Source organism: Enterococcus sp. AMC2644, from assembly GCF_058216475.1.
The window spans coordinates 733,795-760,317 of record NZ_CM177095.1; the positions used below are offsets into that span (position 1 = coordinate 733,795).

The following is a 26,523-nucleotide window of genomic DNA, read 5'->3' on the forward strand; positions in this document are numbered from 1 at the left end:
ATTTAATTCAAATTACTCAATTTGATGGGATTAAGTCGCTCGACTGTAAACGAACATCGACACAAAGCATTACGTTTGATTCGAAAATTCATGAAGGAGGTTGCACAATGAAGACACCCTATCCCAGAGTACCTTTTGAAGTGATTGTACAGGCAATTGATGGTGATATAGTAGCAATTAATCAGATTAAAGAACATTTTCGTCCGTATGTAATACATCGTTCCTTCCGACTACTAATAGATGAAGTTGGTCAAAAACATCTGGTGGTAGACGAAGTATTATCTGCTCGTCTTGAAACGCGTTTGATTACAAAAATCCTTGCATTTAAGATCCAATAGTTTCGTCCTTCGTGGAGGTGTGGTCAACCTCTCACACTTCCTCGATTGTTTATTATTCCATGAAAGTTTACTGGTTTCAGCAAATTTTCATGGGCTAGTAAGCCTTCTGTTCCTTGACAACTAAATAGCATAATTAGATACGTTCTGTTTTAGAAGAAGCGATGTAAGGAAGTGCGCAATGATTTTCAATTGAAAGGAGCGACCCATACTTTGGTTACAGCTTTCATTTTGGGAAAATGGAAGTGCGAGGATCTCTAAGCTGGATAATGATACACCTACCTTGAACGCCTCACCGCATTGGGTAGCTCTCCACGTATGAGAAGAGATGAGATTTCTGTGTGTCTTCCCAGACCGTCTGATTATGAGTACTACCGATTGTTACAAAGATTTATACACCTGTTACTAAGACCAGATGCTGATTTCTGCCTTTGAATTGTTAGATGCAAAATCTGTCAGTTTAATAGCGTCGCCCAGATTCATTTTTTCAATGGATCGCTCGCCGCTTTTCCATTTTTTGATGGAACTTAAACTGATACCTGTGTGGTCAGAAAGTTCTTTTGCTGTTTTTTCTTTCAAAACTTTACGAATTAAATGAATGTCTGCGATACCCTGTTTCATAAGGGATTAGCCTCCTTTTCATAGAAAATTTTAACATGCCACTGTAGTGGTTTTCAAGCTTATTTCAAGGGTACTATAGTGGTCTGGCGGAATTTTTGATAGGGGAGAGCCAAAAACACAAAAATAGATAGGTTTTTAAACTTTCTTAAACGAGGTGATGAAATGAAAATTGAAATTTCATTAGAAGACAATAGTGAAATAATCGAAGCTTTAACCGAACAGATACTACAGCGAATTGAAGAACAATCAACAAAATTTTCTTCTGTCAGTGACTTACCACCCTATCCGAATCGTAAACAAGTCAAAAAAAGATTACGTATTGGTGATGACCGATTAAACCAGTGGATTGCCTCAGGATTAAAAGTCATCCCTTTTGGAAAAGAAGCTCGTTTTGATCGCGATGATATCAAAGATTTCTTACATCACTGAAAAGTTTAAGTTTGACGATTTACACCAATCCGCCTATGATACCAGTATGGAAGGAGGAAAAACGATTTCCCTTTGATATACTGGCGAATCATTCAAAGGAGAACTCCCATGATTAAAAAATATACAAAAAAGAATGGGTCTACTGCTTATCTGGTTAAAGTCTATTTAGGCGTTGATCCGCTTACTGGAAAGAAGAAAACAACAACCAAGCGAGGATTCAAAACCCAAAAAGCAGCCAAACAAGAAGCAGCACGTTTACAGTTGCTCGCACAAGAAGATGATCTTGTCATCGAGTCTAACCGATTGTTTTCGGATATCGCTTTAGAGTGGTTTGAACAATATAAAAATACGGTCAAAGAAAGTACCTATGTTGTTCAAAGAGTCGCATTAAACAAGCATATTCTTCCACTATTTGGTGAATGGAGAATTTCTAAAATCTCTATTCCGTATTGTCAGAAACAAGTCAATCATTGGTATTCCTATTACAAAAAGTATTCTAATCTGATTGGTATGACAAACTCCATTTTTCAATACGCCAAAAGCTTACGATTGATTCGTAGAAATCCAATGGAAGGCGTTATTCGACCAAAGAGACAAAAACAAATTGATGAAGAAAAATATACGGCTCCCTTCTATACGAAAGCAGAAGTTCTATCCTTCTTGCAAATTGCTAAAGAATATCCTGATCCATTGTACCCAATGTTTCATATTTTAGCTTTTACAGGTTTACGTAAAGGTGAATTACTAGCTTTACGATGGAAAGACATTGATTTCAAACGAGGAACCCTTTCTGTTAGGCAAACATTAACGACTGTTGAAGATTGGAAATTAGCTTTCCAAACCCCAAAAAACAGAAAAAAGTTTGCGAACTATTTCGATTGATAATCAAACTTTATCAATCTTTCGACAATGGATTCTTAAACAAAAAGCCTTCTTTTTAAAAACAGGCAGAAAACCTGTGGAAAATGGCGCACAACTTCTTTTCACGACAGAAGAAAATAAACCGTATTACCTAGATTTCTTAAATCATAATTTAACTAAAATACTGAAAGAAAATAAGTTAAAGTATATGACTGTTCATGGTTTTCGTCATACGCATTGTAGTTTATTGTTTGAATCAGGAGCTTCTATCAAAGAAGTACAAGTTCGTTTGGGTCATACGGATGTTCGAACTACCATGGATATTTACGCCCATGTGAGTGAACAGAAAAAAGAAGAAACGGCAGATCGTTTTGCCGATTATATGAATAAGTTGCACGAGGAAGAAGATGGGATGGTCAAAAGGATGGTCAAAACGAAAAAAGAGCAGACTCCACCTGTAATGAAGTCTGCTAAAAGTTGATAAATCAACGTTTGTCTTATTCCGCAGCGTTTGCGTCTTTGAGACCGTATTTTTTGTTGAAACGGTCCACGCGTCCGTCTGCTTGAGTGAATTTTTGACGTCCAGTGTAGAATGGATGTGAGTCAGAAGTAACTTCGACACGGATTACTGGATAAGTATTGCCGTCTTCCCATTCGATTGTTTCTTGTGAAGATTTAGTTGATCCTGACAAGAATTTAAAACCTGTTGTTGAGTCTAAAAACACTACTGGATGGTAATCTGGATGGATGCTTTCTTTCATTTCGTTTTCTCTCCTTTGCCCTGAATCATTTGCTGAGTCAGAGTTGATTTGTTTACAACGTTACTATCTTAACATGAGTTAAAATCATTTGCAATTATCTTTTTACATTTCTTTTGACTCTTTTTTCATTAAACGTCACATCATGGAATGCTGCAAGGAATTCTTGATTATTTTTAGTTTTTTTCAAGAATTGGATGAATTGGTCTGTGTATTCAAGTGAGTCACCTGTCATATGGTTACGTAGACGCCATGTTTCTTCTAGTTGTTCACTAGACATAAGCAATTCTTCTTTACGCGTACTTGATTTCTTCAAATCAATGGCAGGGAAAATACGGCGCTCAGCTAGATTACGTGACAATTGTAGTTCCATATTGCCGGTTCCTTTAAACTCTTCGTAAATCACATCATCCATTCGACTCCCTGTATCGACTAAAGCAGTCGCTAGAATCGTTAAACTTCCGCCTTCTTCAATATTACGTGCCGCACCAAAAAACTTTTTCGGTTTGTACAAGGCAGCTGGATCAATCCCTCCGCTTAGTGTACGCCCACTTGGCGGTACGACTAAGTTATAAGCACGTGCTAAACGTGTAATACTATCCATCAAAATAACAACATCACGTTTGTCTTCTACTAAACGCATGGCACGTTCTAGAACCAGTTCAGCAACACGTGTATGATTATTTGGTTGCAAATCGAATGTAGACGAAACAACATCACCTTTTACACTACGTTCTAAGTCCGTCACTTCTTCTGGACGTTCATCAATAAGTAACACAATTAATTCAACTTCTGGATAATTTTCTGTAATTCCGTTAGCCATCTCTTTTAAAATACTTGTTTTCCCTGCTTTAGGTGGTGCAACAATTAATCCACGCTGCCCAAACCCGACTGGTGAAAACATGTCAATCATCCGTGTAGAAAGACGACCTTTCGTTGTTTCTAATTTGATTTGTTTTTCTGGATATAATGGGGTTAATGCTGGAAAATGCGGACGTTCTTTGGCTTCTTCTGGGTTTTTCCCATTGACGCTTTCTACATGCATCAAGCCATAATAACGCTCTGATTCTTTTGGAGGTCTTGCTTTTCCAGCAACCTTATCTCCATTTCGTAAGCCAAAACGACGAATTTGCGAACTAGAAATATAAATATCTTCGGCACTTGGGCCATAATTAATCGGGCGTAAAAAGCCGTAACCTTCTTGGCCAACAATATCTAGAATTCCTTCCATGTAGAAAAAGCCTTGCTTTTCGGCTTGCGCACGAATAACTGCTAAAGATAATTCTTTTTTATTCATTTGACTATAATAAGGAATTTTGAATTCTTTTGCGTACGTATAGATTTCTTTTAATGTTTTATGATCTAACTCCGCCATTGTTAAATAGTCGCTCATATTTACTCCTCTACCATCTCGATTTTGGCACCTAAAGCCGTTAATTTCTCAATAATATTGTCATAACCGCGTAAAATATATTCTACCTTGCTAATTTTGGTTGTTCCTTCTGCCATCAAACCAGCAATAACTAAACAAGCACCCGCACGTAAATCAGAAGCAACTACTTCTGCGCCACGTAATTCACTTGGACCTTCCACAAACATCATATTTCCCTCAATTGAAGCTGTTGCGCCCATCCGAACTAACTCAGGGATATGATTGACACGTTGTTGATATATCGTATCTGTGATTTCTGATTTACCTTGAGCTTTTAACAATATTGGTGTGATTGGTTGTTGTAAGTCTGTCGCAAACCCTGGATATGGATAGGTTTTTACGATGGCTGGTTTTAAATTTTTTGAAGGATGGACATAAATACTATCTTCGCTGATATCCATTGCCACACCAATTTCTTCTAACTTGGAAATAAAACTATCTAGGTGCTCATAAATCACATTTTTAACAGTAATTCCCTCACCAACTGCTGCAGCTAATGATAGATATGTGCCTGCTTCAATACGGTCTGGAATAATTGAATGACGACAACCGTGTAATTCTTTTACTCCTTCAATCCGAATTTCATCCGTACCCGCACCACGAATTTTAGCACCCATATTATTTAATAACGTTGCTACATCAATAATTTCTGGTTCTCTCGCTGCATTCTCAATAATTGTACGACCTTCTGCTTTTACAGCAGCTAACATAATATTGATAGTTGCACCAATTGATACCATATCTAAGAAAATACGGTCCCCTTTTAACCCTTCTTCTGGTGCACGTAAATACATCGCACCATGCTCATTTGTTACTTCTGCACCTAAAGCTTCAAAACCTTTCACGTGCAGGTTAATTGGGCGTGGACCTAAGTAACATCCGCCTGGTAGACCAACGACACCTTCCCCAAACTTGCCAAGTAATGCGCCCATAAAGTAATAAGAAGCACGTAAGCTATTAATTTTTCCACTTGGCATTGGAATAGATACAATCCCTGTTGGATCTATTTCTAACTCATTGTTCGCAAAGTTTGTTTTAACACCCATAATTTCTAAAATTTCAATTAATGAATGCACATCTTGAATATCTGGTACGCCTTCCAAAGTTACTGGAGAATCAGCTAAAATCGCTGCTGGAATCAATGCTACTGCACTGTTTTTTGCCCCACTAATTGTTACTTCTCCAGATAATGGTCGATTCCCATGAATGACTATTTTTTTCATATATTTTCACCTATTTGTTTTTCATATTTATAGATACATCATCTTTGATTTTACCATAATTAATAAGAATAAAAAAGACGATACCGCTCTTCTTTACTTGAAGCATAGGCAACGTTTAAAAAATTTGTTACTATAAAATAAATCATTTCACTGTAAAGGAGGAACTTTATGTCACGACGACGTATTCTAAAAGAACAAAATGGTGATATTTATTGTTCCATTTTTATCGAAAACGTGAAGGCGCTGGAACAATTACAAAATGAGCTGAAACGCCAGCATTTTCAGCAGTCACAAACACTACTAGTGGAACCGATCAACTCCCAACTAATTTCACAATTGGGTTCTAGTCTAGTTTTAGAATTTTTATTAGTTATCATTCACGGACAAAAGTTGTTTCAATATACGATTCACACCACTGTTCATCGGTCGCCCACCGACTTTCTTTTTACTGAACAACATAAAATATATGTTCAGCCAGATTATCTTGAAATTTATCTTGCCCCAGATAATTTACCACCGTATTCTTCTTTTCAAGTATTCGCATGATTAATTACACAACACTATCAACAAATAAAAATCCCTTAGAACAGACGTCCTAAGGGATTTAAAGTTTAATTAAGCTTTGTCAGCTGAACCGAACCATTCGATATGTTCGATTGCATCTTTAACGATAGCAGCTTTACCTGGTGCTAATAATTTACGAGGGTCAAAACCTTTTCCTTCTAAATCTTTGCCAGCTTCGATGTATTCACGAGTTGCTTTAGCAAATGATAATTGGAATTCAGTGTTAACGTTAATTTTAGAAACACCCATTGAAATTGCTTTTTCAATTTGTTCTTGAGGGATACCTGATCCACCATGTAATACTAATGGTACATCTTGGCCTACAGCATCAGCGATAGCTTGTAAGTGGTCAAATGCTAAACCAGCCCAGTTTTCTGGGTAAGCACCGTGGATGTTACCAATACCACATGCTAAGAAGTCAATACCAGTGTTAACCATTTGTACACATTCATCGATATCAGCTAATTCGCCAGAACCGATGATTCCATCTTCTTCTCCGCCGATTGAACCAACTTCACATTCTACAGAAACACCTTTAGCATGTGCTTTTTCAACAACGTCTTTAGCTAATTTCAAGTTTTCTTCGAATGGTAAGTGAGAACCATCAAACATAACTGAAGTGTAACCAGCTTCGATACATTCTAATGCATCTTCATATGAACCGTGGTCTAAGTGCAATACTACTGGCACAGTGATGTTCATTGATTCAATTAAATCTTCAACCATGTGAACGATTAATTTGTAACCACCCATGTATTTAGCAGCACCCATAGAAGTTTGGATTAATACTGGAGCGTTTTTAGTTTGAGCAGCCTCAAGAATAGCTTGAGTCCATTCTAAGTTGTTTGTATTGTACGCACCTACAGCATAGCCGCCTTTACGAGCTGCCTTAAAGATTTCAGTACCTGATACTAATGGCATAATAATTTCCTCCTAAGTTTTATAAAAACTTTATTTGTTAAGACTTGCTTAACCAACGCTATCATTTTAGCAAATATTTATAGATTTTTCTACTAAAACTATGCATTTCTCTAGATTTCTCACTTTTTATTTTTTTAAAATAGGTATAAAGCCAGAAAATTTTCTGAAAGAATGTGATTAATACTACAAATTTATCCTTTTTAAATAACTAAAAAAAACAATCTTTCTCACATCATTTTTTATTTATTTTTTAATGAAGCATCAACAAATGCTTGAATTAAACGTTGTGGACGGTTTGGACGAGAAATTAATTCAGGATGGAACTGACATGCCACAAAAAATTTATTTTCTGGAAGTTCAACAATCTCCACTAAACGATTATCAGGTGACACACCTGCGAAAACTAAACCATTTTCTTCAAATTGCTGACGGTAATCATTGTTAAACTCATAACGATGACGATGACGTTCTTGAACGACCGTTTCATTGTTATAAGCTGCGGCTGTTTTAGTTCCTGCTTCTAATCGGCAAGGATATAAACCTAAACGCAAGGTACCACCTAAATTTTCAATATTTTCTTGATCTGCCATTAAATCGATAATATTATGTGGCGTATTTGGATCTGTTTCTGCTGAATGAGCGCCATCTAAACCAACAACATTACGAGCAAATTCGACACAAGCTAGTTGCATACCCAAACAAATCCCTAAGAATGGGACATCATTTTCACGAGCATAACGAATTGCCTCAATTTTACCTTCGATACCACGATCTCCAAAACCACCTGGTACTAGAATACCGTCTGCTTCTTTTAAATAGGTTGACACATTTTCACGAGTAATTTCAGCAGCATTCACCCAATCAATTTCAATGTCTGCATCATCAGCAAAGCCAGCATGTTTTAAGGACTCTACAACAGATAAATAAGCATCTGGCAATTCAACATATTTACCAACTAAAGCAATGCGAACAGACTTCTTCAAATTCAATACTTTGGTTTCTAATGCTTGCCATTCAGTCATATCTGCTTTTGGAGCATCAATTTTCAAGTAGTCGCACACAATTTGATCCATCCCTTGTCTTTGTAAATTCAATGGAATTGAATACAATGTATCGACATCTAATGATTCAATAACGGCTTCTGAAGCAACATCACAAAACTGGGCTAGCTTGTCTTTTGTTCCTTGAGAAACTGGTTGTTCCGTACGGACGACTAAAATGTTTGGTTGAATACCTAAACTACGTAGTTCTTTGACACTATGTTGTGTTGGTTTTGTTTTCATTTCTCCAGCAGCTTTTAAGTAAGGAATCAACGTTGTATGAATATACAATACATTATCACTACCTACATCAGCTTTCATTTGACGTAATGCTTCTAGAAATGGTAAAGACTCAATGTCACCAACCGTTCCACCAACTTCTGTAATGATGATATCTGCATCTGTAGTGGTAGCTGCTCGCATAATTTTATCTTTGATTTCATTGGTAATATGAGGAATAACTTGAACTGTCGCTCCCAGGTATTCACCTTTACGTTCTTTGCGTAATACTTCAGAATAAACTTTTCCTGTAGTCACATTGGAGTATTTATTTAGATTAATGTCAATAAAACGTTCATAATGACCTAAATCCAAATCAGTTTCCGCTCCATCATCTGTTACAAAAACTTCTCCATGCTGGTACGGACTCATAGTTCCTGGATCAACGTTAATATAAGGATCAAACTTTTGAATTGTTACATTCAATCCACGATTTTTCAATAAACGTCCTAGTGATGCTGCAACAATTCCTTTCCCAATCGAAGAAACGACACCGCCAGTTACAAAAATATATTTTGTCATAAATAAAACTCCTTCGCGTTATTTTTTAAAGGGTTGCACTAAAAATATAAAAAGCTCCCTACTCAAGTAATAACTCGAATAGGGAGCATATAAACGAATGAATCGACTCTTCAAAAGAGTGCCCAAACAGTATGATAAACACTTTCGAGCAATTTGTCAATCGTTACATTTGTTTTTTTCAGAAAAATTTCTGAAAAAGCCGAAAGAAGCCAGTAATGACTTCTTTCGACTTCCTGTTATTAATAAAGTTCTAAATATTGTTCTCTTTCCCACTCAGAAACTGATTGACGATACGCAGCCCATTCCATGCGTTTTGCTTCTACAAAGTTTCCATAGATATGTTCTCCTAATGCATCAACAATTGTTTGATCTTTACGTAATTGTTTTAAAGCATTATGAAGCGTTGAAGGCAAATCATAAATTTGCGCTGCTTCACGTTCTTCTTCTGTCATTACATAAATATTACGATCAACTGCTGATGGTGGTGTTAAGCCACGACGAATGCCGTCTAAACCGGCTTCTAACAAGACAGCCATTGCTAAATACGGATTAGCTGATGGGTCGACAGAACGTAATTCTAAACGTGTAGATAAACCACGAGATTCTGGTACACGGATTAATGGCGAACGATTGTGTCCAGACCATGCAACATAGACTGGTGCTTCAAATCCTGGAATCAAGCGTTTATAAGAGTTAACTGTTGGATTACATACTGCTGTATAGGCACGTGCATGTTCAACCAAACCAGCTAAGAATTGATAAGCTGTTTCACTTAGTTGTAACTCAGCATTTTCATCGAAGAAGACATTTTCATCTCCTTTAAATAAAGACATATTACAATGCATTCCTGAACCAGCAATACCAAACAATGGTTTAGGCATAAATGTTGCGTGTAATCCGTGTTTTCTAGCAATTGTTTTTACGACTAGTTTAAACGTTTGAATATTATCACACGCTTCAATAACTTCTGCGTATTTGAAATCAATTTCATGTTGACCAGGAGCTGTCTCATGGTGAGATGCTTCTACTTCAAATCCCATTCTTTCTAACTCTAATACGATATCACGACGACAATTTTCCCCCATATCTGTTGGGGCAAAGTCAAAGTAACCACCTTTGTCATTTAAATCTGTTGTGATTTCACCATTTTCATCTAATTTGAATAAGAAGAATTCTGGTTCTGGACCTAAGTTAAATGAAGTAAAGCCTAGGTCATGCATATTTTTTAATGAACGTTTTAAATTTCCACGTGGATCGCCTGCAAATGGAGTACCATCTGGATTGTATACATCACAAATTAAACGTGCAACTTTCCCATGGTCTGTTTCCCAAGGGAAGATCATCCATGTAGTTGGATCTGGATATAAGTACATATCGCTTTCTTCAATACGGACAAATCCTTCAATTGAAGAACCATCAAACATCATTTTATTATCTAAAACTTTGTCTAATTGACTAATTGGAACTTCTACGTTTTTGATTGTTCCCATGATATCTGTAAACATCAAACGTAAAAAGCGTACATTTTCTTCTTTTGCAATTTGTTTAATTTGTTCTGCAGTGTATTCCACTCTTGGCATAATAATAATCCCGTCCTTTATTTTTGTTTAAGTGTAGCGCTTCAGCAATAATTATAAATGTGGTCCATTCGGAAAATGCTGTGAATGATTTAATCCACCTTGAGATAAAATCTCATCATAGAAAATACGGCGAACATCTTTATCTGTTAGCGGTTGTTTATCTCGAGCTGCTTGTTCTTCCGCTTTTTTCATTTCATAAACTCGTTTGATTCCAGCCATATTCAGTCCGTCAGAGAGATAATCTTTAATTTCTAACAAAATATCAATATCATTTAATGAATACATCCGGCGATTTCCTTCGCTTCGTTCTGGATGAATTAAATTTTGTTCTTCGTAGTAACGAATTTGGCGTGCGGTCAAATCAGTTAGTTTCATAACTGTACCAATTGGAAAAACTGACATGGAACGTCGAAGTTCTTTTTCTCGCATAGCGTCTCCCCTCTCTTCTGTTTAATGAATTGCTGTTGAATCTAGAGTAAATATAGCAAGAGACACATCATATGTCAACCCTCTATGTTACATTTTCTTACATAAAAAGTTAATTTTTATAACTAATCTGTAACCTAGACCAAAATAAAAAGTAAACTAAGAAGACGCTTCCTTCTTAGTTTACTTTTATTAATTCATTTGACGAATAGCATAAGAATCAGGCTGAGCAAAACCCTTTAATAAATACGTTTGCGTCTCTTCTTCATAATCTGAGGACAACAGCAACGTTTCTCGTTTCAAACGATTTAACAGTTTCCCTTCATCTTGTTGTAAAGAGAGTGTATAGGGTTCTAAACTTTCCATAATCGCTAATTTAATGGCTTGAATTAATTGTTCTTTGCCTTTGGAACTTTTTGCAGAAATCAAGACATTAGGGAACAAGGTTGGGACAAATTGGTCGTCATCAATTTTGTCCGCTTTGTTATAGACTGTTAACATTGGCAAACTGCCCAACTCCAATTGATTCATCAAGTGTAAAACTGTTTCTTCTTGTTGTTGACGATTATCAGCGCTAGCATCTACAACGTGTAGCAACAAATCCATCCCTTGACTCTCTTCTAAAGTTGAATGAAATGCATCAATTAATTGCGTTGGCAAATCTTGAATAAATCCAACTGTATCTGTAACAGTCACTTCAAACCCTTCTGGTAAGCGCCATTTTTTTGTTAATGGATCTAAAGTGGCAAATAATTGATCTTGTTCATACGTTTGTGCACTTGTCAAAATATTCAAAATAGTCGATTTACCAGCATTTGTATAACCAATTAAGCCAATTTGAAATGTTTGATTATCTTTCCGTTTTTGACGTGTTCGTTCTCGATGAGCCGCAACTTCTTTTAACTCGCGTTTGATAATCGTAATTTTATTACGAATGTGTCGGCGGTCAGTCTCTAACTTGGTTTCACCAGGACCTCTTGTACCAATCCCACCACCTAATCGCGACATATTTTTTCCTTGGCCAATCAAACGAGGCAATAAATAATCTAATTGGGCCAACTCAACTTGTAGTTTTCCTTCTTTGGAACGGGCGCGCATCGCAAAAATATCTAAAATCAACTGGACGCGATCAATTACGGGAACACCTACTGCATCCCCAATCAACTGACTTTGGCGCGGTGTTAACTCATGATTAAAAATAATCAAGTCTGCTTCATGAGCATCAGCTAATTGTGCTAATTCTTCCAATTTGCCTTTCCCTACAAGCGTCTGGCGATCAACTTGCGGACGACGTTGTGTCAAAGAAAAAACGACTTCTCCATCGGCTGTTTTTGTTAGACTTTTTAATTCAGTCATTGATTCCTGAAAATTTTTATAGTTTTCTTCTGTTTCGACACCAACTAAAATAACTCGTTCTACTGTCATTTTTTCACCTCCAACCATTGAGTGATTTTTTTTTCTAATTCCGATAATGTTTCAGGCTGTTGCACCAAATCAATCCAATAAGGTGCTAAGCGATTACGAAACCAAGTTAGCTGACGTTTGGCATAGCGACGAGAATGTAACTTAATCTCTTCAGCTACCTCTTCTAACGTGGCTTGTCCTTGAAAATATGGAAAAAATTCTTTGTAGCCAATTCCTAAAGCTGCTTGTGTTTCAGGGATATCCTTGATTCGTGTGGCTTCTTCTGGTAAACCAGTAGCCATCATTGTATCAACACGCTGATTGATGCGTTGATACAACAAATCACGATCAGTCGTTAATCCAATTAAAAAATAGTCATACAACCGTTGTGGCTCCTCTTTAGGTGCTGCAATACTCTCTCCTGTTGTTTCAAATACTTCAAGAGCTCGGATGACTTTACGTTGATTATTAAAATGAATTTTTTCAGCAGCTAAAGGATCTGTTTCTTTTAGCAACTGCCATAACGCTTCTTTTCCATAATCGTATGCAAATTGTTCATATTTTACACGAATAGCGGGATTTTCATTTTCTTGCTTGCCACCTAATTGAAAGTCATAAAGCAAAGCTTGAATATATAATCCAGTTCCCCCAACCACAATTGGCAATTTACCACGTGTATGGATATCTTCAATCCATGCACGTGCCTCTTTTTGAAACTCCGAAACAGAATAACTTTCCTCTTTATTACGAATATCAATTAAATAATGTGGAATTCCTTCTTTTTCTGCTTCAGTTACTTTAGCTGTACCGATAGTTAGTTCTCGATAGACTTGCATCGAGTCACCACTAATAATTTCTCCGTTGTACTTTTTAGCTAATTCAATGCTTAATGCTGTTTTACCAACAGCAGTCGGGCCAACAATCACTAATACTTTTCTCATTTTTTTCCTCGATAGCTGCGTTTTATATCCATTGCCATTTCAGGAAAATCGGTAAAAATCCCTGTTACTTGGCAATCCATGCAACGTTGTACTTCTTCTTCTGTATTTACGGTCCAAGGTCGAATGGCTAAAGGAAATTCTGAAACTTCTGTAGCATGTGACCATACCCATTCAATATTGGGATGGACTCCCTGAATAAATGATCGCTCAAGCGCTATTGGAGTAATGTCTGATTTATCCATAATAAAATCAATTCGTGTAGTCGGTTCAAGTACATGAATTCTCTCCAATGTATTTATGTTGAAACTGCTATACCAATAAGTGAATGGCCATTGCTGACTTGTCATTAGTTCAGATACTTTTTCTTCAATGCCTGGATAAGTCTCTTTATCTGTTTTTAATTCAATCCCTAAAATTCCACGATAATTCCGAGCAACTAGCAAGTCAACAACTTCTTTTAACGTCGGTACTTTGGTCGAAGAATAGTGCTCACTAAACCAACTGCCAGCATTTAATTTTTTAATATCTGCTAACGTTTTATCAACAATTGCACCTTTTCCATCAGTGGTACGATCGACTGTCTCATCGTGCATGACAATCAGTTGTTGATCTTTTGTTAATTGCACATCTAATTCAATACCATCTGCACCAATTCGTACGGCTTCAGCAAAAGCTGGCAATGTATTTTCAGGTCGTGTGCCACTGCTTCCACGATGGGCAAAAATTTGCATGATTTATTCACTCCAATCAGTCATATTGTAACATGAATAAAGGGAGATGCAAAAAAAGAAGAGAGACCTTTTTATAGGCTAATCTCTTCCTTTTGTTATAAGGTATTTGAGAAATACGTCATTGGTTTATCTGTCATTTTTTGCAACTGGACTTTACGCTCGTAAACCATTTCTTTTAGCTGGTCTGAGAAATTTTCCATTAAGACACGTCCACCTTTAAAAGTATATCCACCTACTTCAACAACTTGTTCTGGTGAAAGAACCACTCTACGTGTGGCAATTTTTTTGAAAAATTCTTCTAAGAAATAATTTGGTAAATAAAAGCTGTTTTGTGCTGCAAATGACTGCAAATAAATATAATCATCTACCGTAATATGACAATCGTCAAATACATCAAAACTGACATATTTATCCATTGTACCAATTCTTTTCTCTAAAATTTCAATGATTTTTTTATTTAATAAAATCAAAATCTCAATCTCTTTCACTTTATGCTCTAATTGTCGACGACGCTCTTCTTTTCGATCGTCATAACGGCTTTGCAAGTTAAAGGCAATCGCTGTAACAATGGCACCTACAATTACACCAGCCATCCCAACGAAAAATACTTCCATGTCTGTTCCTCCTCTAATTTCTTTAGATGAATCTTAACATATTTTCGATTATTTTACTCAAGTTTTTACATTTGACCTTTATTGACCTTGTATGTATAATATCTAATAGATAAAAGTCTTAGGATGTCGCAAGGATACCCAATATTTTATCAAATAGCCAGAATTAAAGGAGGATTTTTAAATGAATTTAATCCCAACAGTTATTGAACAATCATCTCGTGGAGAAAGAGCCTATGATATTTACTCTCGTTTATTAAAAGATCGTATTATCATGTTGAGCGGTCAGGTAACAGACGATCTTGCCAACTCAATCATCTCTCAATTATTATTCTTGGATGCGCAAGACTCAGAAAAAGATATTTATTTATACATCAACTCTCCTGGAGGCAGCGTAACAGCTGGTCTAGCAATTTACGATACAATGAACTTTGTTAAAGCAGATGTTCAAACAATCGTAATGGGAATGGCTGCATCAATGGGAAGTTTCTTGTTAACAGCAGGTGCTAAAGGTAAACGTTTTGCTTTACCAAACGCTGAGATTATGATTCATCAACCATTAGGTGGGGCTCAAGGACAAGCGACTGAAATTGAAATTGCTGCTCGTCATATCTTAAAAACTCGTGAACGTTTAAATAAAATTTTATCTGAACGTACTGGACAACCAATTGAAATAATTGAAAAAGATACTGACCGAGATAATTTTATGTCAGCCGAAGAAGCAAAAGAATATGGTTTAATTGACGAAGTAATGACAAATCGTTAATCATTAAAAGCGCTGGAGCATATTGTTCCAGCGCTTTTTTTAATCATATTTAGTTAAGTCCCAAGTCGTAATTAATTGGTTTAGTTTCGTATGATATTGTGGATCTGTCGCATACTTTCCAGTTAACGATTGGGTAGCCTCTTGATATGTGTTGGCATTTTTTCGCCAGGTTCCTTGATAGAATTTGGCGTTCCAGCTCAATCCATTAGCTAATAATTTTGCATTATCTAAAAGTGAATCAGAGATTGTTGCATATTTTCTAAAAGATGCTGGCAACGTCACACGTACACCATTAATAAATTCATCAGATGGAATATCATATCTCTCAAATTTTCCTTCATCCCCGTTAGAAAATTTGATTCCAAATAAATTATTCGCATCTTTTGATAATTTACTTGCACCAAAACCTGACTCCAATGTGGCTTGCGCAATCATGACAGATGGATATAAACCATATTGATTGGCTAGTTTTTGAGCAGCTGGCGCAATCGCTTTGATAAATGAGGCATTGTCTACCCAAGTAATAGGTTCAGAAGTTTGTGTAGTAGTCATGCGACGTGTATCATCTTTAACGGTCACATTGTTTGCTTTTTTAATAGGTGAAGTCAATGCAGGTAACACACTTGTTCCTGTAATAAAGTGCTTGTCTGTATTTTTAGCGACACTAGCAATTTCTTCCTCCATTGTTCCCCGATCTTCTGCCGGTGAACGAGTAACACTATCTTCAGTTGTTGAATCGGTTGTTTCTGAACGCTCTGTTTCTGCGCTTATTGTCGTAGTGGTCTCTGATACTTGCGTTGTGTCTTTTGTCTCATTTGATGCAATTGTTGCACTTTTCTGCGTTTTATCAGTCGTTGGTTTTTCCTTGATGTCTTCCACTATAGCTGCATCTTTTTGAAAGGATTCTCGAGTACTTGAAACAGTTGCACTTTGTTCTACATAACCCACCCAGTTATCTGCAGTATCGTACATAGACAAATAGATTTCCCCATTCAAATGATGGTACAAACTTTTAACTTTGTACGTTTTTCCAATTAAAAAACTAGTATCGCTAGTAGTCGTCCAATCAAAATCTTCATAGATAGCGGTATTAACAACAACCTCTACATATTGACGCACAATTTTTTCAATTCCTTCTGGACCAACTGCTGGCGTCACTTGTGAAGCATCAATATAGCCGACAAATTCATCTTCATCATATAATCCTAAATACGTCACAATACCTTTTGTTTCAATTTCTTTGACATGAAATGTTTGATTTGTCGCAACTTTAGCTGCACGAATCGTTTTTCCATAATCACTATAAATCACTACATTATTACCAGTTATACTCACATATTCATAGCCTGACTCATCAGCATATACCCACTTACTTTCTACACATGATGGAATAATCCGCTCAGTAAAAAAGAAAAAAGTTCCCATAGCCATAACTACACCTAATTTCAACACACATTTTTTCACTTTTGTAACCCTTCCCCTGCTCAATCTCTTCCTTACTTTACAGGAAATGATTGTAAAAAGAAACTCCCTTTCGAGAATTATTTACAAACAAAAAAAACCTAGCACCTACGAGATGCTAAGTTCCTTGTTTATTCAGCTTCTTCTGAAAATTGACTATTATATAAGTTTGCGTAAAATCCGCCTTGTGCTAATAACGTTTCATGGTTTCCTTGTTCAATGATTGAACCTTGATCCATCACTAAAATTAAGTCAGCATCACGAATCGTAGACAAACGATGAGCAATGACGAAACTGGTTCGACCTTCCATTACTTTATCCATTGCCTTTTGAATTAAGGCTTCAAGACGTGTATCAACCGAACTAGTAGCCTCATCTAAAATTAAAATTTTCGGATCAGAAATAACCGCTCGAGCAATCGTCATTAATTGTTTTTGACCTAAGGAAATATTATCGCCCTCAGCATTGATCACCATGTCATATCCTTCTGGCATAGTACGGATAAAATGATCGACATTTGCTGTTTTAGCCGCATCAACCACTTCATAATCGGTCGCATCTAATTTACCAAAGCGAATATTATCGGAAATTGTTCCTTCATATAACCAAGCATCTTGTAATACCATACCGAAAAGTGAACGAACGTCACTCCGAGACATTTTTTTCGTATCAATCCCATCAATTTTAATCGATCCAGCATTTACATCATAAAAACGCATCAATAGATTGATTAACGTTGTTTTTCCAGCGCCTGTAGGTCCAACAACTGCAACGGTTTGTCCTGCTTTAACTGAAAAATTCAAATCTTCAATTAATGGCTTTTTCGGAGAATAGGCAAAATCAACATGCTCAAAGGTTACATTACCTTCAATTTTTTCAGGAAGTGGTATATCGGTTTTATTAACTGGTTCTTCTGATTCATCCAAAATTTCAAAGACACGAGTGGAGGCTGCCGAAGCACTTTGAAGCAAAGCAGACAACTGGGTAATATTCCCCATTGGTTGGCTAATTTGCCAGATATATTGGATAAAGGCTTGCAGTTGCCCTACCACAATTACCCCACTCATCACGTAAAAACTTCCCAAAACAGCAATGATAATATACGTTAAATATGCTGTTAACTGAACTAAGGGCATCATTAAACCAGAAATAAATGACGCTTTAAATCCATATTTTTTCAATTGATGGTTTACTTTTTTAAAATCTTCTAACGTTTCTTTTTCGCGTCCATATACTTTTAATACACTAAAACCAGTCATGTTTTCTTGTACATAACCATTCATGTTTCCTAATGCATTTTGCATACTATCAAAATAGCGTTGTGATTTTGATACAATATAACGCGAGATGAATAATGATGCTGGAATCATAATAATCGCGAGTAATGCCATATATGTGTTGATATAAAACATCATGATTACCGCCATAATAATACTTAAAAGAGCGTTAACCATCCCAATTAAGGCTTGTTGCATCGCACCACTAACCACATCGACATCGTTTGTTACCCGTGATAAAACATTTCCTTGTTGATGCGTATCAAAGTATGAAACAGGCAAGCGATTAATTTTTTCGTCAATATCTCGACGTAAGTCTTTCATAGCAGACTGCACCACATTCGTAATCAACAAACCTGCTAACAATTGAGAAATTGTATACCCGATTCCGACTAAAATCAACCAAATTAACGTCTTCCAAATATAATCGAAATTCAATGAATCGCCATTAGCAACATTTCGAGCAATTTCAGTCATTGGTAAACCAGTCACATAAGGCATTGCTGCATTAAAACCAACTGTTGCAACTGTAAAAAATAAAACAAGAATAAAACCAACTTTATATGGTTTGATATAGTAACCTAAACGTTTCAAGGAAGCAAAAGATTTCATTTGGCTAATTCCTCCTCTGATAGTTGCGAAGCTGCGATATCATAATAAATCGAACAGTTTTCTAACAACTCTTTGTGTGTTCCCATGCCCACAACATCACCTTCGTTTAAAACAATGATTTTATCAGCATGCATAATTGTTCCAACACGTTGTGCAACAATCAATGTTGTAGATTCCGTTGTTTCTTTGCGTAGACGTTCACGCAATTTAGCATCCGTTGCATAGTCAAGTGCTGAAAAACTGTCATCAAAAATAAAAATTTCTGGACGACGGATAATCGCACGAGCAATTGCTAGACGTTGTTTTTGTCCACCTGAAAAATTAGAACCTCCTTCAGAAATTGGTGTATCATATCCTTCTGACAAACGGGAAATAAATTCTGTTGCTTGAGCGATTTCAACTGCTCGATTCATTTCTTCCACTGTCGCATCTTCTTTACCATAACGTAGGTTGTCAGCAATTGTTCCAGAAAACAGCAATGCTTTTTGTGGAATATAACCAATTTTCTGACGTAAGGCGGCTAAGTTATATTTGCGAACATCTACACCATCAATTAAGACTTCCCCTTGACTCACATCATAAAATCGAGGAATCAACTGAATCAATGTTGATTTCCCACTTCCAGTACTTCCGATAAAAGCTACTGTTTCACCTGGTTGGGCTGTAAAGTTAATGTTACGAATAACTGGTGTTTGCGATGGACCTGGGTAGGCAAAAGTAACATTTTTAAATTCGATATAACCTTTTGTTGCTGTTTCCTTTATGCCATCAGTTTCTTCCTGAATAATCGGTTCAACATCAAAGGCTTCTTGAATACGATTGGCAGAAACGGCTGCTCGTGGATACATCATAAATACAGTTGCAAATAACATAAAGGAGAATAACGCATGGAAAATATATTCAATAAATGCAATTAAATCCCCCACTTGTAATTGTCCTGCTTCAATTTGTAAACTACCACTCCAAATAATTAAAACCATTACAATATTAAACAAAAAGAAAAAGGCAGGTTGTGCGACTGCCATCAAACGAAACAAACTCTTAGAACTTGATGTATAGGCATCATTGACTTTCTCAAAACGGTCCTCTTCAAATTTCTCGTTAACAAACGCACGAATAACACGCAAACCTGATAAATTTTCTCGTAAGATACCATTAATACGGTCTAGATTTTTTTGCTGTTTTGTTGACAATGGTTCAGAAATTCGTGCAATCAGTATCACACCAATTAAAAGAAATGGTAATGCTCCTAACACATACCAACCTAAGCTACGACTGGTACGCAAAACCATATACAAACTCATCCCAAACATCATCGGTGTCATAAAACCCATACGCAAAATATTTTGCATAAACAGCATAATTTGATACGCATCATTCGTTACCCGAGTAATTAAGGATGACACACCAATTTGCTCGTATTCGTTATGTGAATAGCTTTGAATTTTTTCAAATAAGTCGTCACGAATATCCGCTGTCATATTCGTTGTAATCCGTGTCGTAAAATATCCTAGAAAAATATTCATAATAATTCCCACAATGACAATTCCAATCATCGCAAGTCCGATTTTTTTCACATAATCAAAATCGTTATTAGCAATCCCAACGTCAATCATGCGAGCTAAAAGAGTCGGCAAACCAAGCTCTATTAAAATAAATCCAAATACACAGATGAAATTCATAAGCAATAACTTTTTATTTTTCATCGTGTAACGTAACATTAACCTCAAAATAATTCCCTCCTTAAAATATACCGTTACTTTAAATATAGCACACTCTATTTTTTAAAAAAACTTTGACGTAAAAACTTTCAGTAAAATCCGCTGCCTTTTCATCATCCTTTAATTTTCGATATTTTTATTTTCAAAAAAACTTGTCGAACAATTCAGTCTGCAACCATTTTCAACTCGCTTACTTTCTATACTTATTCGAAGTTGTGTGATAAACTAGGAGAAAAGATCGTACCAACGATAGCATCGGTTGAATTTTTATGTCATACATTCGGAAAGCAAAGACGAGGCTTTCTCTTTTTTTCTCACATTATGTCTGAAAAAAGCATCTTATTTCAAAAGAGTTTCTTTTGCATGCAGGTCTTCTTTTAAGAAGTCCGCGAGTTTGTTGCGCGTAAGAATTCAAGCGTCAAAATAATAACAAACTGCTCTAAGCAGATAAAGGAGATAAACACATGATTTATAAAGTTTTTTATCAAGAAACAAAAGAACGTAACCCAAAAAGAGAACAAACACACGTGTTATATATCGAAGCTGACAGCGCCGTAGATGCACGCCAACTAGTTGAAGACAATACCCCATACAATATCGAACTTGTCTACGAATTAGATGGAAATCACTTAGATTACGAAAAAGAGAATGCTGATTTCCAACTAACGGAGTTTTAAGATGAAAGTATCTCTTAAAAACAATGAGACCGGCGTTTTCGGTATTGGAGGATTAGGAGAAATCGGAAAAAACTGTTATGGGGTGCAATTTCAAGACGAGATTATCTTGATTGATGCGGGAATTAAATTCCCCGAAGATGAGCTCCTTGGAATTGACTACGTGATTTCTGATTACAGCTATATCGTCCAAAACTTGCAAAAAGTCAAAGGATTAATCGTCACACATGGACATGAAGACCATATTGGCGGTATTCCTTACCTGTTAAGACAAGCAAATATTCCTATTTATGCAGGACCATTAGCTTTGGCACTAATTACCAACAAACTAGACGAACATGGCCTATTACGTGATGCAGTCTTGCATGAAATTCATGAAGATACAGTTATTCGTTTTAGAAAAACCTCTGTGAGTTTCTTCCGTACAACTCATAGTATTCCCGATGCGTTAGGTGTAGTTGTTAAAACACCTTGTGGTAATATCGTCGCAACTGGGGATTTCAAATTTGATTTTACGCCAGTTGGTGAGCCTGCAAACTTGCATAAAATGGCAAAAATTGGTGAAGAAGGCGTTCTATGTTTACTATCTGATAGTACAAATGCTGAAATTCCAACTTTCACTAAATCAGAGAAAACCATTGGTGCTTCAATTATCAAAATTTTCGAGAAGATTGAAGGACGTATTATCTTTGCCAGTTTTGCTTCTAATATTTTCCGTTTACAACAAGCAGCTGATGCCGCTGTAGCAACTGGAAGAAAAATTGCTGTCTTTGGTCGTAGTATGGAAAATGCCATTGTCAATGGACAAAAATTAGGCTATATCAAAGTTCCTAAGGGCACTTTTGTTGATGCCAGCGAAATCAATCGTTTACCTGCAAATGAAACGATGATTTTATGTACTGGTTCTCAAGGTGAGCCTATGGCTGCATTAAGCCGAATTGCGAATGGTACACATCGCCAAATTCAAGTTCATCCGGATGATACAGTCATTTTTTCAAGCTCTCCTATTCCTGGAAATACGACAAGTGTTAATCATTTGATTAACTTGCTACTTGAAGCTGGGGCAAAAGTTATTCATGGAAAATTAAACAATATTCATACTTCTGGTCACGGTGGCCAAGAAGAACAAAAGTTAATGTTGCGTTTAATGAAACCAAAATTCTTTATGCCAGTTCATGGTGAGTTTCGTATGTTAAAAATTCATACTCAACTAGCCCAAGATACTGGTGTTCCTAAAGAAAATTGTTTCATCATGGAAAATGGTGATATGTTAGCTTTAACACCTGATACTGCACGGCTTGCAGGACATTTTAATGCCGGCGATGTCTATGTCGATGGTAGCGGAATTGGGGATATTGGTAATGTTGTTTTACGTGATCGTCGCATTCTTTCTGAAGAAGGTTTAGTTTTAGCTGTTGCAACGGTCGATATTGAGAAAAAAGAAATCTTGGCAGGTCCAGACATCTTATCTCGTGGATTTGTTTATATGCGTGAATCAGGTGAAATGATTAGCGAAGGGCAAAGTATTTTATTCCATGCTTTACGTGAAGCACTAAGCCAACCTGATTGTAACGAATACAAATTACGTGAAGCCATGTCCGCTGCTTTACAACCCTTTTTATTTGAAAAAACCGAACGTCATCCAATGATTTTATCAATGATTATGACGTTAGATGAAGAATAAAATAAGCACTCCTTTGCGTATTTATCAATGATAATACACAAAGGAGTTTTTTATGGAGAAGCATACGATGGTTCCTCAAAGTTCACGACCGCGTGAACGACTACTTGATTTTGGAGAAAAAGCATTATCCGATCAAGAATTATTGGCAATTTTATTACGCACAGGCTCTAAACCATACAATGTGTTAGAGTTGGCTGGTTTAATTTTGGCAGCTTTCCCCAATCTGTATGAGTTAAAGTCAGCAAGTCTTAACGAGTTACAGCAAATACGAGGTGTTGGGCAAATCCGGGCGATTGAGTTAAAAGCGATGATGGAATTAGGCAGTCGAATCCATCAAACCAGACAACCTAAATACGGAAAAATACAATCGAGTTATGGATTGGCACAACAATTAATCGAAGAGTTTAAAGACTACCACCAAGAACATTTAGTATGTTTGTATTTGAATACAAAAAATGAAATTACTCACCGCAAAACTTTATTTATTGGTTCTTTGAATCAAAGTATTGCCCATCCCCGTGAAATTTATCGAGAAGCTGTTCGTTGTAGTGCCGCTCGAATTATTTGTGCTCACAATCATCCCAGTGGCGCACCACAGCCTTCTGAAAACGACCGACTATTTACTAAACGTCTCAAAAATTGTGGTGAGCTGATGGGAATTGAATTATTAGATCACTTGGTTATCGGAAATCAAAGTTACGTTAGTTTACGTGAAGAGGGTTTTTGGAATGAATTTTAGTAACATCGCTTGCAAAAAAATAACTGCAAGTGTAGAATAAATTTGTAATCTTGTTTGGTAGTAGAAGTTGAAACAAAATGTTACACCTCTATCGTACACGAGCAATGTTACAACTATTTATTTAAGAGTGCTTATGCACGAGGAGGTTACTAGAAATGGAACAAGGAACAGTAAAATGGTTTAACGCAGAAAAAGGGTTTGGTTTTATCACTCGCGAAGACGGAAATGACGTATTTGTCCACTTTTCAGCAATTCAAGGTGACGGCTTCAAAACTTTAGAAGAAGGTCAAGCTGTAACATTTGATGTTGAAGAATCAGATCGTGGCCCACAAGCTACTAACGTTGTTAAAGCATAATCTTTCAAAAACGCCGAATGTGAATTTCACATTCGGCGTTTTTTTATTTTTCTAAAAACTTAGGAACATCTGCAAGTGTATCTAGGACAGCAAGTGATTTTTCTACTAAGTCAGGTGTTGGTTCTAGTAAATCGGGAATCATAATTACATTAATTCCGGCCTCATGAGCCGCAAGAATTCCATTTTTTGAGTCTTCTAAAATGAGTAAATTTTCTTTTGGTGTATCAAAAAATTGGTGCGCTTTTTCAAAAATTTCTGGATCTGGTTTAGCACGAGTCACATCTTCAAAAGAAACGATATGTTCGAACGCATCTTGCAGCTCATTTTTTTCTAGCAAAATATCAATAATCCGACGTTGGTTACTAGAAGCGATAATACGTGGAATTTTTTTCTCTGCTAAATAATTGAGTATTTCAGCTAGTCCAGGTTTTAAATCGGCAGCTCCAGCTTCAAATAATTCAATCGTCCGATTAAATGAACGTTCGATAAATTCTACGATAACTTCTTTGCCATGAAGGTCATCATACATTTCATGATACGCTGCCCATACTTCGTCATCGCCAACTCCAATGTATCGTTTGTAGACATTCATATCATAATCAATAGCTAATTCATCTGCGATTTCTTTTGTTGCTCGATAATACAAATGCTCCGTGTCAAAAATCAATCCGTCCATATCAAAAATAACACCTTGTAAATTACGCATTTTTTCCTCCTTGAATTTCTTGTAATAGTTGTCGTACTTGAGAAACAAAATAAAGAGAACCGGTTACTAAAACTAAGGAATCCTCATCTGCTTTTTCCAAAATTTCAGCTAAACCAAATTGCCACAACGAAGCAACCTGCAGACGTTTCTCATCTAGTCGTTGATAATTTTTCTCCAACCTTAAAGCTTTAGGATAATCAAAAGATGTAATATAAATATCCGCATTTGGTAACTCCAACAACTGATGCAGCATTGTTTTAATTTCTTTTGTTTCCAATGCGGAAAATAAAACATGGGTTTTATAACCACTAAATTCTTGTTTCATGTTTTCAATTAAACGTTTCATCGCATGTTCATTATGAGCACCGTCTAAAATAACAAGTGGTTGTGTACTAATTCTTTCCATTCGGGCTGGCCAAAATGTCTTTTTCAAACCTTCACGGATATATTTTTCTTGAAAAGGTAATTGGACTTGCTGACAATACAAATAAAACAGTTGAATGGCCAAACTTGCATTTTCTACTTGATGCTTGCCTAACAAGGGGGTCTTCAATTCGGTTAGTTTTCCATTTTCATTATAAAAATCAAAAACTTCGCCCCATTGAACATCGGGATGACGATATTCAGCACAATAATCTTGCTTAAAATGATAAATTTTTGCTTGCTTTTCAGAAGCAATCTTTTCAATAACTGCTAACGCTTCTGGTTGGATATTTCCGGTAACAACAGATACATTCGGTTTAATGATTCCTGCTTTTTGCTCAGCAATTTCTGGTAAAGTATCTCCCAGAATATCTGTATGATCCATACCGATTGTTGTGATTGCAGTCAATATAGGCGAAACTACATTGGTACTATCCAATAATCCTCCAAGTCCCACTTCAATAATCGCAATATCAACTTCTTGCTGCACATAATATTCAAACGCCATCGCCGTTAACACTTCAAATTCAGTAATACCTGCGACAGCTTCCTTGCCATCTAACTGGGCAACAAGAGGCTTAATTTTTTCTACTAGGGAGATTAATTCCTCATCGGAAATTGCCACCCCATTTTTTGCTATCCGCTCATTAAAGCTTTCGATATATGGAGAAGTAAATGTTCCTACGGTTAAGCCCGTTTCTTGAATCATTGCTCGTAAATAACTAACCGTTGAACCTTTACCGTTAGTTCCAGCGACATGAATGACAGGAACTTTCTTTTCTGGATGATCTAATAAAGCTAGAAGTGCTTCCACTCGCTCTAACCCTGGTCGTGAACCAAATGGTAATCGACTATGAATCCACTCAATTGCTTCTTCTACTGTTCTCACACTACTCACCTCTGTAATTATTATAGCAAATAAATCCTTTATTCTGCCAATTTCTTTAAGTGCTCACCTGTTAATCGATAAGACGTCCATTCATTCATTGGTTCGGCATCTAGAGAAAGATAAAAATCAATACTCGTTTGATTCCAATCCAAACACCACCATTCTAACCGACCACAATCGCGTTCCAAAGCAATTTGCGCTAATTTTTTAAGTAACTTCTTCCCAATGCCATTTCCACGAGTTTCTGGTTTAACATAAAGATCTTCCAAATATAAACCTGCTTTACCTAAAAAAGTGGAATAGTTATGGAAAAACAAGGCAAAACCAACTTCTGTACCCTCAACAACTGCAAATAAAACTTCAGCATGTTTTTTTTCAAACAATGATTCTCTTATATCCGCTTCTGTTGCAACAACTTCGTCTAATAAATTTTCATAGTTCGCCAACTCTTTAATAAAACTTAAAATTAGTGCTGCATCTTCTTTAGTTGCAAATCTAAACTCCATGGTCTCCTCCTTGTTGCAAAAAAGAGTGGAA

At 36.4% G+C, this 26,523-nt stretch carries 28 protein-coding genes; 10 read left to right on the plus strand and 18 right to left on the minus strand.

Translation table 11 applies throughout. The features are described 5' to 3' along the window. Positions 1-107 precede the first annotated feature (107 nt). Entirely contained in the window at positions 108-338 is a 231-nt protein-coding gene (locus tag AC4BC5_RS03605) for a helix-turn-helix domain-containing protein (protein ID WP_490496814.1), read from the plus strand. Positions 339-740: 402 nt separating this feature from the next. On the opposite strand, the gene AC4BC5_RS03610 is transcribed toward AC4BC5_RS03605, so the two are convergent. Continuing rightward, positions 741-956 (minus strand): helix-turn-helix domain-containing protein, encoded by a 216-nt coding sequence (locus AC4BC5_RS03610; RefSeq protein WP_490496816.1) that lies wholly within the window; start codon positions 954-956, stop codon positions 741-743. 162 nt (positions 957-1,118) lie between these two features. On the opposite strand from AC4BC5_RS03610, the gene AC4BC5_RS03615 reads away from it, so the two are divergent. The 3 genes from AC4BC5_RS03615 (at position 1,119) to AC4BC5_RS03625 (ending at position 2,727) form a co-directional block, all read left to right on the plus strand. Then, positions 1,119-1,385: a DNA-binding protein gene (locus AC4BC5_RS03615; RefSeq protein WP_490496817.1), complete on the plus strand. Its 267-nt coding sequence runs from the start codon at positions 1,119-1,121 to the stop codon at positions 1,383-1,385. Between the two features lie 108 nt (positions 1,386-1,493). Further along, positions 1,494-2,267 carry a tyrosine-type recombinase/integrase gene (locus AC4BC5_RS03620; protein ID WP_490496818.1) on the plus strand — a complete coding sequence of 258 codons (774 nt, stop codon included), beginning with the start codon at positions 1,494-1,496 and terminating at the stop codon, positions 2,265-2,267. After that, a complete protein-coding gene (locus AC4BC5_RS03625) occupies positions 2,248-2,727 on the plus strand; it encodes a tyrosine-type recombinase/integrase (RefSeq protein WP_490496819.1) in 480 nt (159 codons plus the stop codon). Before AC4BC5_RS03620 ends, AC4BC5_RS03625 begins: the two co-directional genes overlap by 20 nt. Positions 2,728-2,743: 16 nt before the next feature. Here the strand turns inward: AC4BC5_RS03625 and AC4BC5_RS03630 are convergent, their stop codons facing one another. The 3 genes from AC4BC5_RS03630 to murA form a co-directional block, all read right to left on the minus strand. Then, entirely contained in the window at positions 2,744-3,007 is a 264-nt protein-coding gene (locus tag AC4BC5_RS03630) for a type B 50S ribosomal protein L31 (protein WP_490496821.1), read from the minus strand. A gap of 94 nt (positions 3,008-3,101) precedes the next feature. Continuing rightward, positions 3,102-4,397 (minus strand): transcription termination factor Rho, encoded by a 1,296-nt coding sequence (gene rho / locus AC4BC5_RS03635; RefSeq protein ID WP_490496822.1) that lies wholly within the window; start codon positions 4,395-4,397, stop codon positions 3,102-3,104. A 2-nt stretch (positions 4,398-4,399) separates the two neighbouring features. Then, positions 4,400-5,659, minus strand: a complete 1,260-nt coding sequence (gene murA, locus AC4BC5_RS03640; RefSeq protein ID WP_490496823.1) for a UDP-N-acetylglucosamine 1-carboxyvinyltransferase — start codon at positions 5,657-5,659, stop codon at positions 4,400-4,402. A 168-nt stretch (positions 5,660-5,827) separates the two neighbouring features. Between murA and AC4BC5_RS03645 the strand changes: the two genes are divergently transcribed. Further along, entirely contained in the window at positions 5,828-6,205 is a 378-nt protein-coding gene (locus tag AC4BC5_RS03645; RefSeq protein WP_490496824.1) for a hypothetical protein, read from the plus strand. 69 nt (positions 6,206-6,274) lie between these two features. On the opposite strand, the gene AC4BC5_RS03650 is transcribed toward AC4BC5_RS03645, so the two are convergent. The 8 genes from AC4BC5_RS03650 to AC4BC5_RS03685 form a co-directional block, all read right to left on the minus strand. After that, positions 6,275-7,144 carry a class II fructose-bisphosphate aldolase gene (locus AC4BC5_RS03650; RefSeq protein WP_490496825.1) on the minus strand — a complete coding sequence of 290 codons (870 nt, stop codon included), beginning with the start codon at positions 7,142-7,144 and terminating at the stop codon, positions 6,275-6,277. Positions 7,145-7,383: 239 nt separating this feature from the next. Beyond that, on the minus strand, positions 7,384-8,985 hold the full coding sequence (gene pyrG, locus AC4BC5_RS03655) for a CTP synthase (RefSeq protein WP_490496826.1): 1,602 nt from the start codon (positions 8,983-8,985) through the stop codon (positions 7,384-7,386). 239 nt (positions 8,986-9,224) lie between these two features. Beyond that, the gene (gene glnA, locus AC4BC5_RS03660; protein WP_490496827.1) at positions 9,225-10,565 is read right to left on the minus strand and encodes a type I glutamate--ammonia ligase; all 1,341 of its coding nucleotides are present in this window, start codon (positions 10,563-10,565) and stop codon (positions 9,225-9,227) included. Positions 10,566-10,616: 51 nt separating this feature from the next. Next, positions 10,617-10,994: a MerR family transcriptional regulator gene (locus AC4BC5_RS03665; protein ID WP_207941417.1), complete on the minus strand. Its 378-nt coding sequence runs from the start codon at positions 10,992-10,994 to the stop codon at positions 10,617-10,619. 189 nt (positions 10,995-11,183) lie between these two features. Then, the gene (hflX, locus tag AC4BC5_RS03670; RefSeq protein ID WP_490496828.1) at positions 11,184-12,416 is read right to left on the minus strand and encodes a GTPase HflX; all 1,233 of its coding nucleotides are present in this window, start codon (positions 12,414-12,416) and stop codon (positions 11,184-11,186) included. Next, on the minus strand, positions 12,413-13,336 hold the full coding sequence (miaA, locus tag AC4BC5_RS03675; protein ID WP_490496829.1) for a tRNA (adenosine(37)-N6)-dimethylallyltransferase MiaA: 924 nt from the start codon (positions 13,334-13,336) through the stop codon (positions 12,413-12,415). Before miaA ends, hflX begins: the two co-directional genes overlap by 4 nt. Continuing rightward, entirely contained in the window at positions 13,333-14,067 is a 735-nt protein-coding gene (locus AC4BC5_RS03680; protein ID WP_490496830.1) for a glycerophosphodiester phosphodiesterase, read from the minus strand. Before AC4BC5_RS03680 ends, miaA begins: the two co-directional genes overlap by 4 nt. A 95-nt stretch (positions 14,068-14,162) precedes the next feature. After that, complete coding sequence (locus AC4BC5_RS03685; protein ID WP_490496831.1) at positions 14,163-14,681, minus strand: hypothetical protein; 519 nt, start codon at positions 14,679-14,681, stop codon at positions 14,163-14,165. Between the two features lie 181 nt (positions 14,682-14,862). Here AC4BC5_RS03685 and clpP point away from each other — a divergent pair, with 181 nt between their 5' ends. Next, a complete protein-coding gene (clpP, locus tag AC4BC5_RS03690) occupies positions 14,863-15,444 on the plus strand; it encodes an ATP-dependent Clp endopeptidase proteolytic subunit ClpP (protein WP_490496832.1) in 582 nt (193 codons plus the stop codon). Positions 15,445-15,483: 39 nt separating this feature from the next. Here the strand turns inward: clpP and AC4BC5_RS03695 are convergent, their stop codons facing one another. The 3 genes from AC4BC5_RS03695 to AC4BC5_RS03705 form a co-directional block, all read right to left on the minus strand. Beyond that, positions 15,484-16,908, minus strand: coding sequence for a glycoside hydrolase family 73 protein (locus AC4BC5_RS03695; protein WP_490496833.1), 1,425 nt, complete (start codon positions 16,906-16,908; stop codon positions 15,484-15,486). Positions 16,909-17,036: 128 nt separating this feature from the next. Beyond that, a complete protein-coding gene (locus AC4BC5_RS03700) occupies positions 17,037-18,794 on the minus strand; it encodes an ABC transporter ATP-binding protein (RefSeq protein ID WP_490496834.1) in 1,758 nt (585 codons plus the stop codon). Beyond that, entirely contained in the window at positions 18,791-20,524 is a 1,734-nt protein-coding gene (locus AC4BC5_RS03705) for an ABC transporter ATP-binding protein (RefSeq protein ID WP_490496835.1), read from the minus strand. Before AC4BC5_RS03705 ends, AC4BC5_RS03700 begins: the two co-directional genes overlap by 4 nt. 455 nt (positions 20,525-20,979) lie before the next feature. On the opposite strand from AC4BC5_RS03705, the gene AC4BC5_RS03710 reads away from it, so the two are divergent. The 4 genes from AC4BC5_RS03710 to AC4BC5_RS03725 all read left to right on the plus strand — a co-directional run bounded on the left by AC4BC5_RS03710 (position 20,980) and on the right by AC4BC5_RS03725 (position 23,968). Then, the gene (locus AC4BC5_RS03710) at positions 20,980-21,192 is read left to right on the plus strand and encodes a DNA-directed RNA polymerase subunit epsilon (RefSeq protein WP_490496836.1); all 213 of its coding nucleotides are present in this window, start codon (positions 20,980-20,982) and stop codon (positions 21,190-21,192) included. Position 21,193: 1 nt separating this feature from the next. Further along, positions 21,194-22,873: a ribonuclease J1 gene (gene rnjA, locus AC4BC5_RS03715; RefSeq protein WP_490496837.1), complete on the plus strand. Its 1,680-nt coding sequence runs from the start codon at positions 21,194-21,196 to the stop codon at positions 22,871-22,873. A 52-nt stretch (positions 22,874-22,925) separates the two neighbouring features. After that, complete coding sequence (radC, locus tag AC4BC5_RS03720; protein WP_490496838.1) at positions 22,926-23,612, plus strand: RadC family protein; 687 nt, start codon at positions 22,926-22,928, stop codon at positions 23,610-23,612. A 155-nt stretch (positions 23,613-23,767) separates the two neighbouring features. Continuing rightward, positions 23,768-23,968, plus strand: a complete 201-nt coding sequence (locus AC4BC5_RS03725) for a cold-shock protein (protein WP_490496839.1) — start codon at positions 23,768-23,770, stop codon at positions 23,966-23,968. A 43-nt stretch (positions 23,969-24,011) separates the two neighbouring features. Here AC4BC5_RS03725 and AC4BC5_RS03730 read toward each other — a convergent pair whose 3' ends face one another. Genes AC4BC5_RS03730 through AC4BC5_RS03740 form a run of 3 tightly spaced genes read right to left on the minus strand, consistent with a single transcriptional unit; the run spans position 24,012 to position 26,492 of the window. Further along, positions 24,012-24,674 (minus strand): HAD family hydrolase, encoded by a 663-nt coding sequence (locus tag AC4BC5_RS03730; RefSeq protein ID WP_490496840.1) that lies wholly within the window; start codon positions 24,672-24,674, stop codon positions 24,012-24,014. Continuing rightward, positions 24,667-25,986, minus strand: a complete 1,320-nt coding sequence (locus tag AC4BC5_RS03735; protein ID WP_490496841.1) for a bifunctional folylpolyglutamate synthase/dihydrofolate synthase — start codon at positions 25,984-25,986, stop codon at positions 24,667-24,669. Before AC4BC5_RS03735 ends, AC4BC5_RS03730 begins: the two co-directional genes overlap by 8 nt. A gap of 38 nt (positions 25,987-26,024) precedes the next feature. Beyond that, positions 26,025-26,492 carry a GNAT family N-acetyltransferase gene (locus tag AC4BC5_RS03740; RefSeq protein WP_490496842.1) on the minus strand — a complete coding sequence of 156 codons (468 nt, stop codon included), beginning with the start codon at positions 26,490-26,492 and terminating at the stop codon, positions 26,025-26,027. Positions 26,493-26,523: the final 31 nt, after the last annotated feature.

Bases quoted from the DNA above. Each gene is read 5' to 3' on its own strand.
- AC4BC5_RS03605 (WP_490496814.1), top strand. From the start codon at position 108: ATGAAGACACCCTATCCCAGAGTACCTTTTGAAGTGATTGTACAGGCA.
- AC4BC5_RS03610 (WP_490496816.1), bottom strand. From the start codon at position 956: ATGAAACAGGGTATCGCAGACATTCATTTAATTCGTAAAGTTTTGAAA.
- AC4BC5_RS03615 (WP_490496817.1), top strand. From the start codon at position 1,119: ATGAAAATTGAAATTTCATTAGAAGACAATAGTGAAATAATCGAAGCT.
- AC4BC5_RS03620 (WP_490496818.1), top strand. From the start codon at position 1,494: ATGATTAAAAAATATACAAAAAAGAATGGGTCTACTGCTTATCTGGTT.
- AC4BC5_RS03630 (WP_490496821.1), bottom strand. From the start codon at position 3,007: ATGAAAGAAAGCATCCATCCAGATTACCATCCAGTAGTGTTTTTAGAC.
- rho (WP_490496822.1), bottom strand. From the start codon at position 4,397: ATGAGCGACTATTTAACAATGGCGGAGTTAGATCATAAAACATTAAAA.
- murA (WP_490496823.1), bottom strand. From the start codon at position 5,659: ATGAAAAAAATAGTCATTCATGGGAATCGACCATTATCTGGAGAAGTA.
- AC4BC5_RS03645 (WP_490496824.1), top strand. From the start codon at position 5,828: ATGTCACGACGACGTATTCTAAAAGAACAAAATGGTGATATTTATTGT.
- AC4BC5_RS03650 (WP_490496825.1), bottom strand. From the start codon at position 7,144: ATGCCATTAGTATCAGGTACTGAAATCTTTAAGGCAGCTCGTAAAGGC.
- pyrG (WP_490496826.1), bottom strand. From the start codon at position 8,985: ATGACAAAATATATTTTTGTAACTGGCGGTGTCGTTTCTTCGATTGGG.
- glnA (WP_490496827.1), bottom strand. From the start codon at position 10,565: ATGCCAAGAGTGGAATACACTGCAGAACAAATTAAACAAATTGCAAAA.
- AC4BC5_RS03665 (WP_207941417.1), bottom strand. From the start codon at position 10,994: ATGCGAGAAAAAGAACTTCGACGTTCCATGTCAGTTTTTCCAATTGGT.
- hflX (WP_490496828.1), bottom strand. From the start codon at position 12,416: ATGACAGTAGAACGAGTTATTTTAGTTGGTGTCGAAACAGAAGAAAAC.
- miaA (WP_490496829.1), bottom strand. From the start codon at position 13,336: ATGAGAAAAGTATTAGTGATTGTTGGCCCGACTGCTGTTGGTAAAACA.
- AC4BC5_RS03680 (WP_490496830.1), bottom strand. From the start codon at position 14,067: ATGCAAATTTTTGCCCATCGTGGAAGCAGTGGCACACGACCTGAAAAT.
- AC4BC5_RS03685 (WP_490496831.1), bottom strand. From the start codon at position 14,681: ATGGAAGTATTTTTCGTTGGGATGGCTGGTGTAATTGTAGGTGCCATT.
- clpP (WP_490496832.1), top strand. From the start codon at position 14,863: ATGAATTTAATCCCAACAGTTATTGAACAATCATCTCGTGGAGAAAGA.
- AC4BC5_RS03700 (WP_490496834.1), bottom strand. From the start codon at position 18,794: ATGAAATCTTTTGCTTCCTTGAAACGTTTAGGTTACTATATCAAACCA.
- AC4BC5_RS03710 (WP_490496836.1), top strand. From the start codon at position 20,980: ATGATTTATAAAGTTTTTTATCAAGAAACAAAAGAACGTAACCCAAAA.
- rnjA (WP_490496837.1), top strand. From the start codon at position 21,194: ATGAAAGTATCTCTTAAAAACAATGAGACCGGCGTTTTCGGTATTGGA.
- radC (WP_490496838.1), top strand. From the start codon at position 22,926: ATGGAGAAGCATACGATGGTTCCTCAAAGTTCACGACCGCGTGAACGA.
- AC4BC5_RS03725 (WP_490496839.1), top strand. From the start codon at position 23,768: ATGGAACAAGGAACAGTAAAATGGTTTAACGCAGAAAAAGGGTTTGGT.
- AC4BC5_RS03730 (WP_490496840.1), bottom strand. From the start codon at position 24,674: ATGCGTAATTTACAAGGTGTTATTTTTGATATGGACGGATTGATTTTT.
- AC4BC5_RS03740 (WP_490496842.1), bottom strand. From the start codon at position 26,492: ATGGAGTTTAGATTTGCAACTAAAGAAGATGCAGCACTAATTTTAAGT.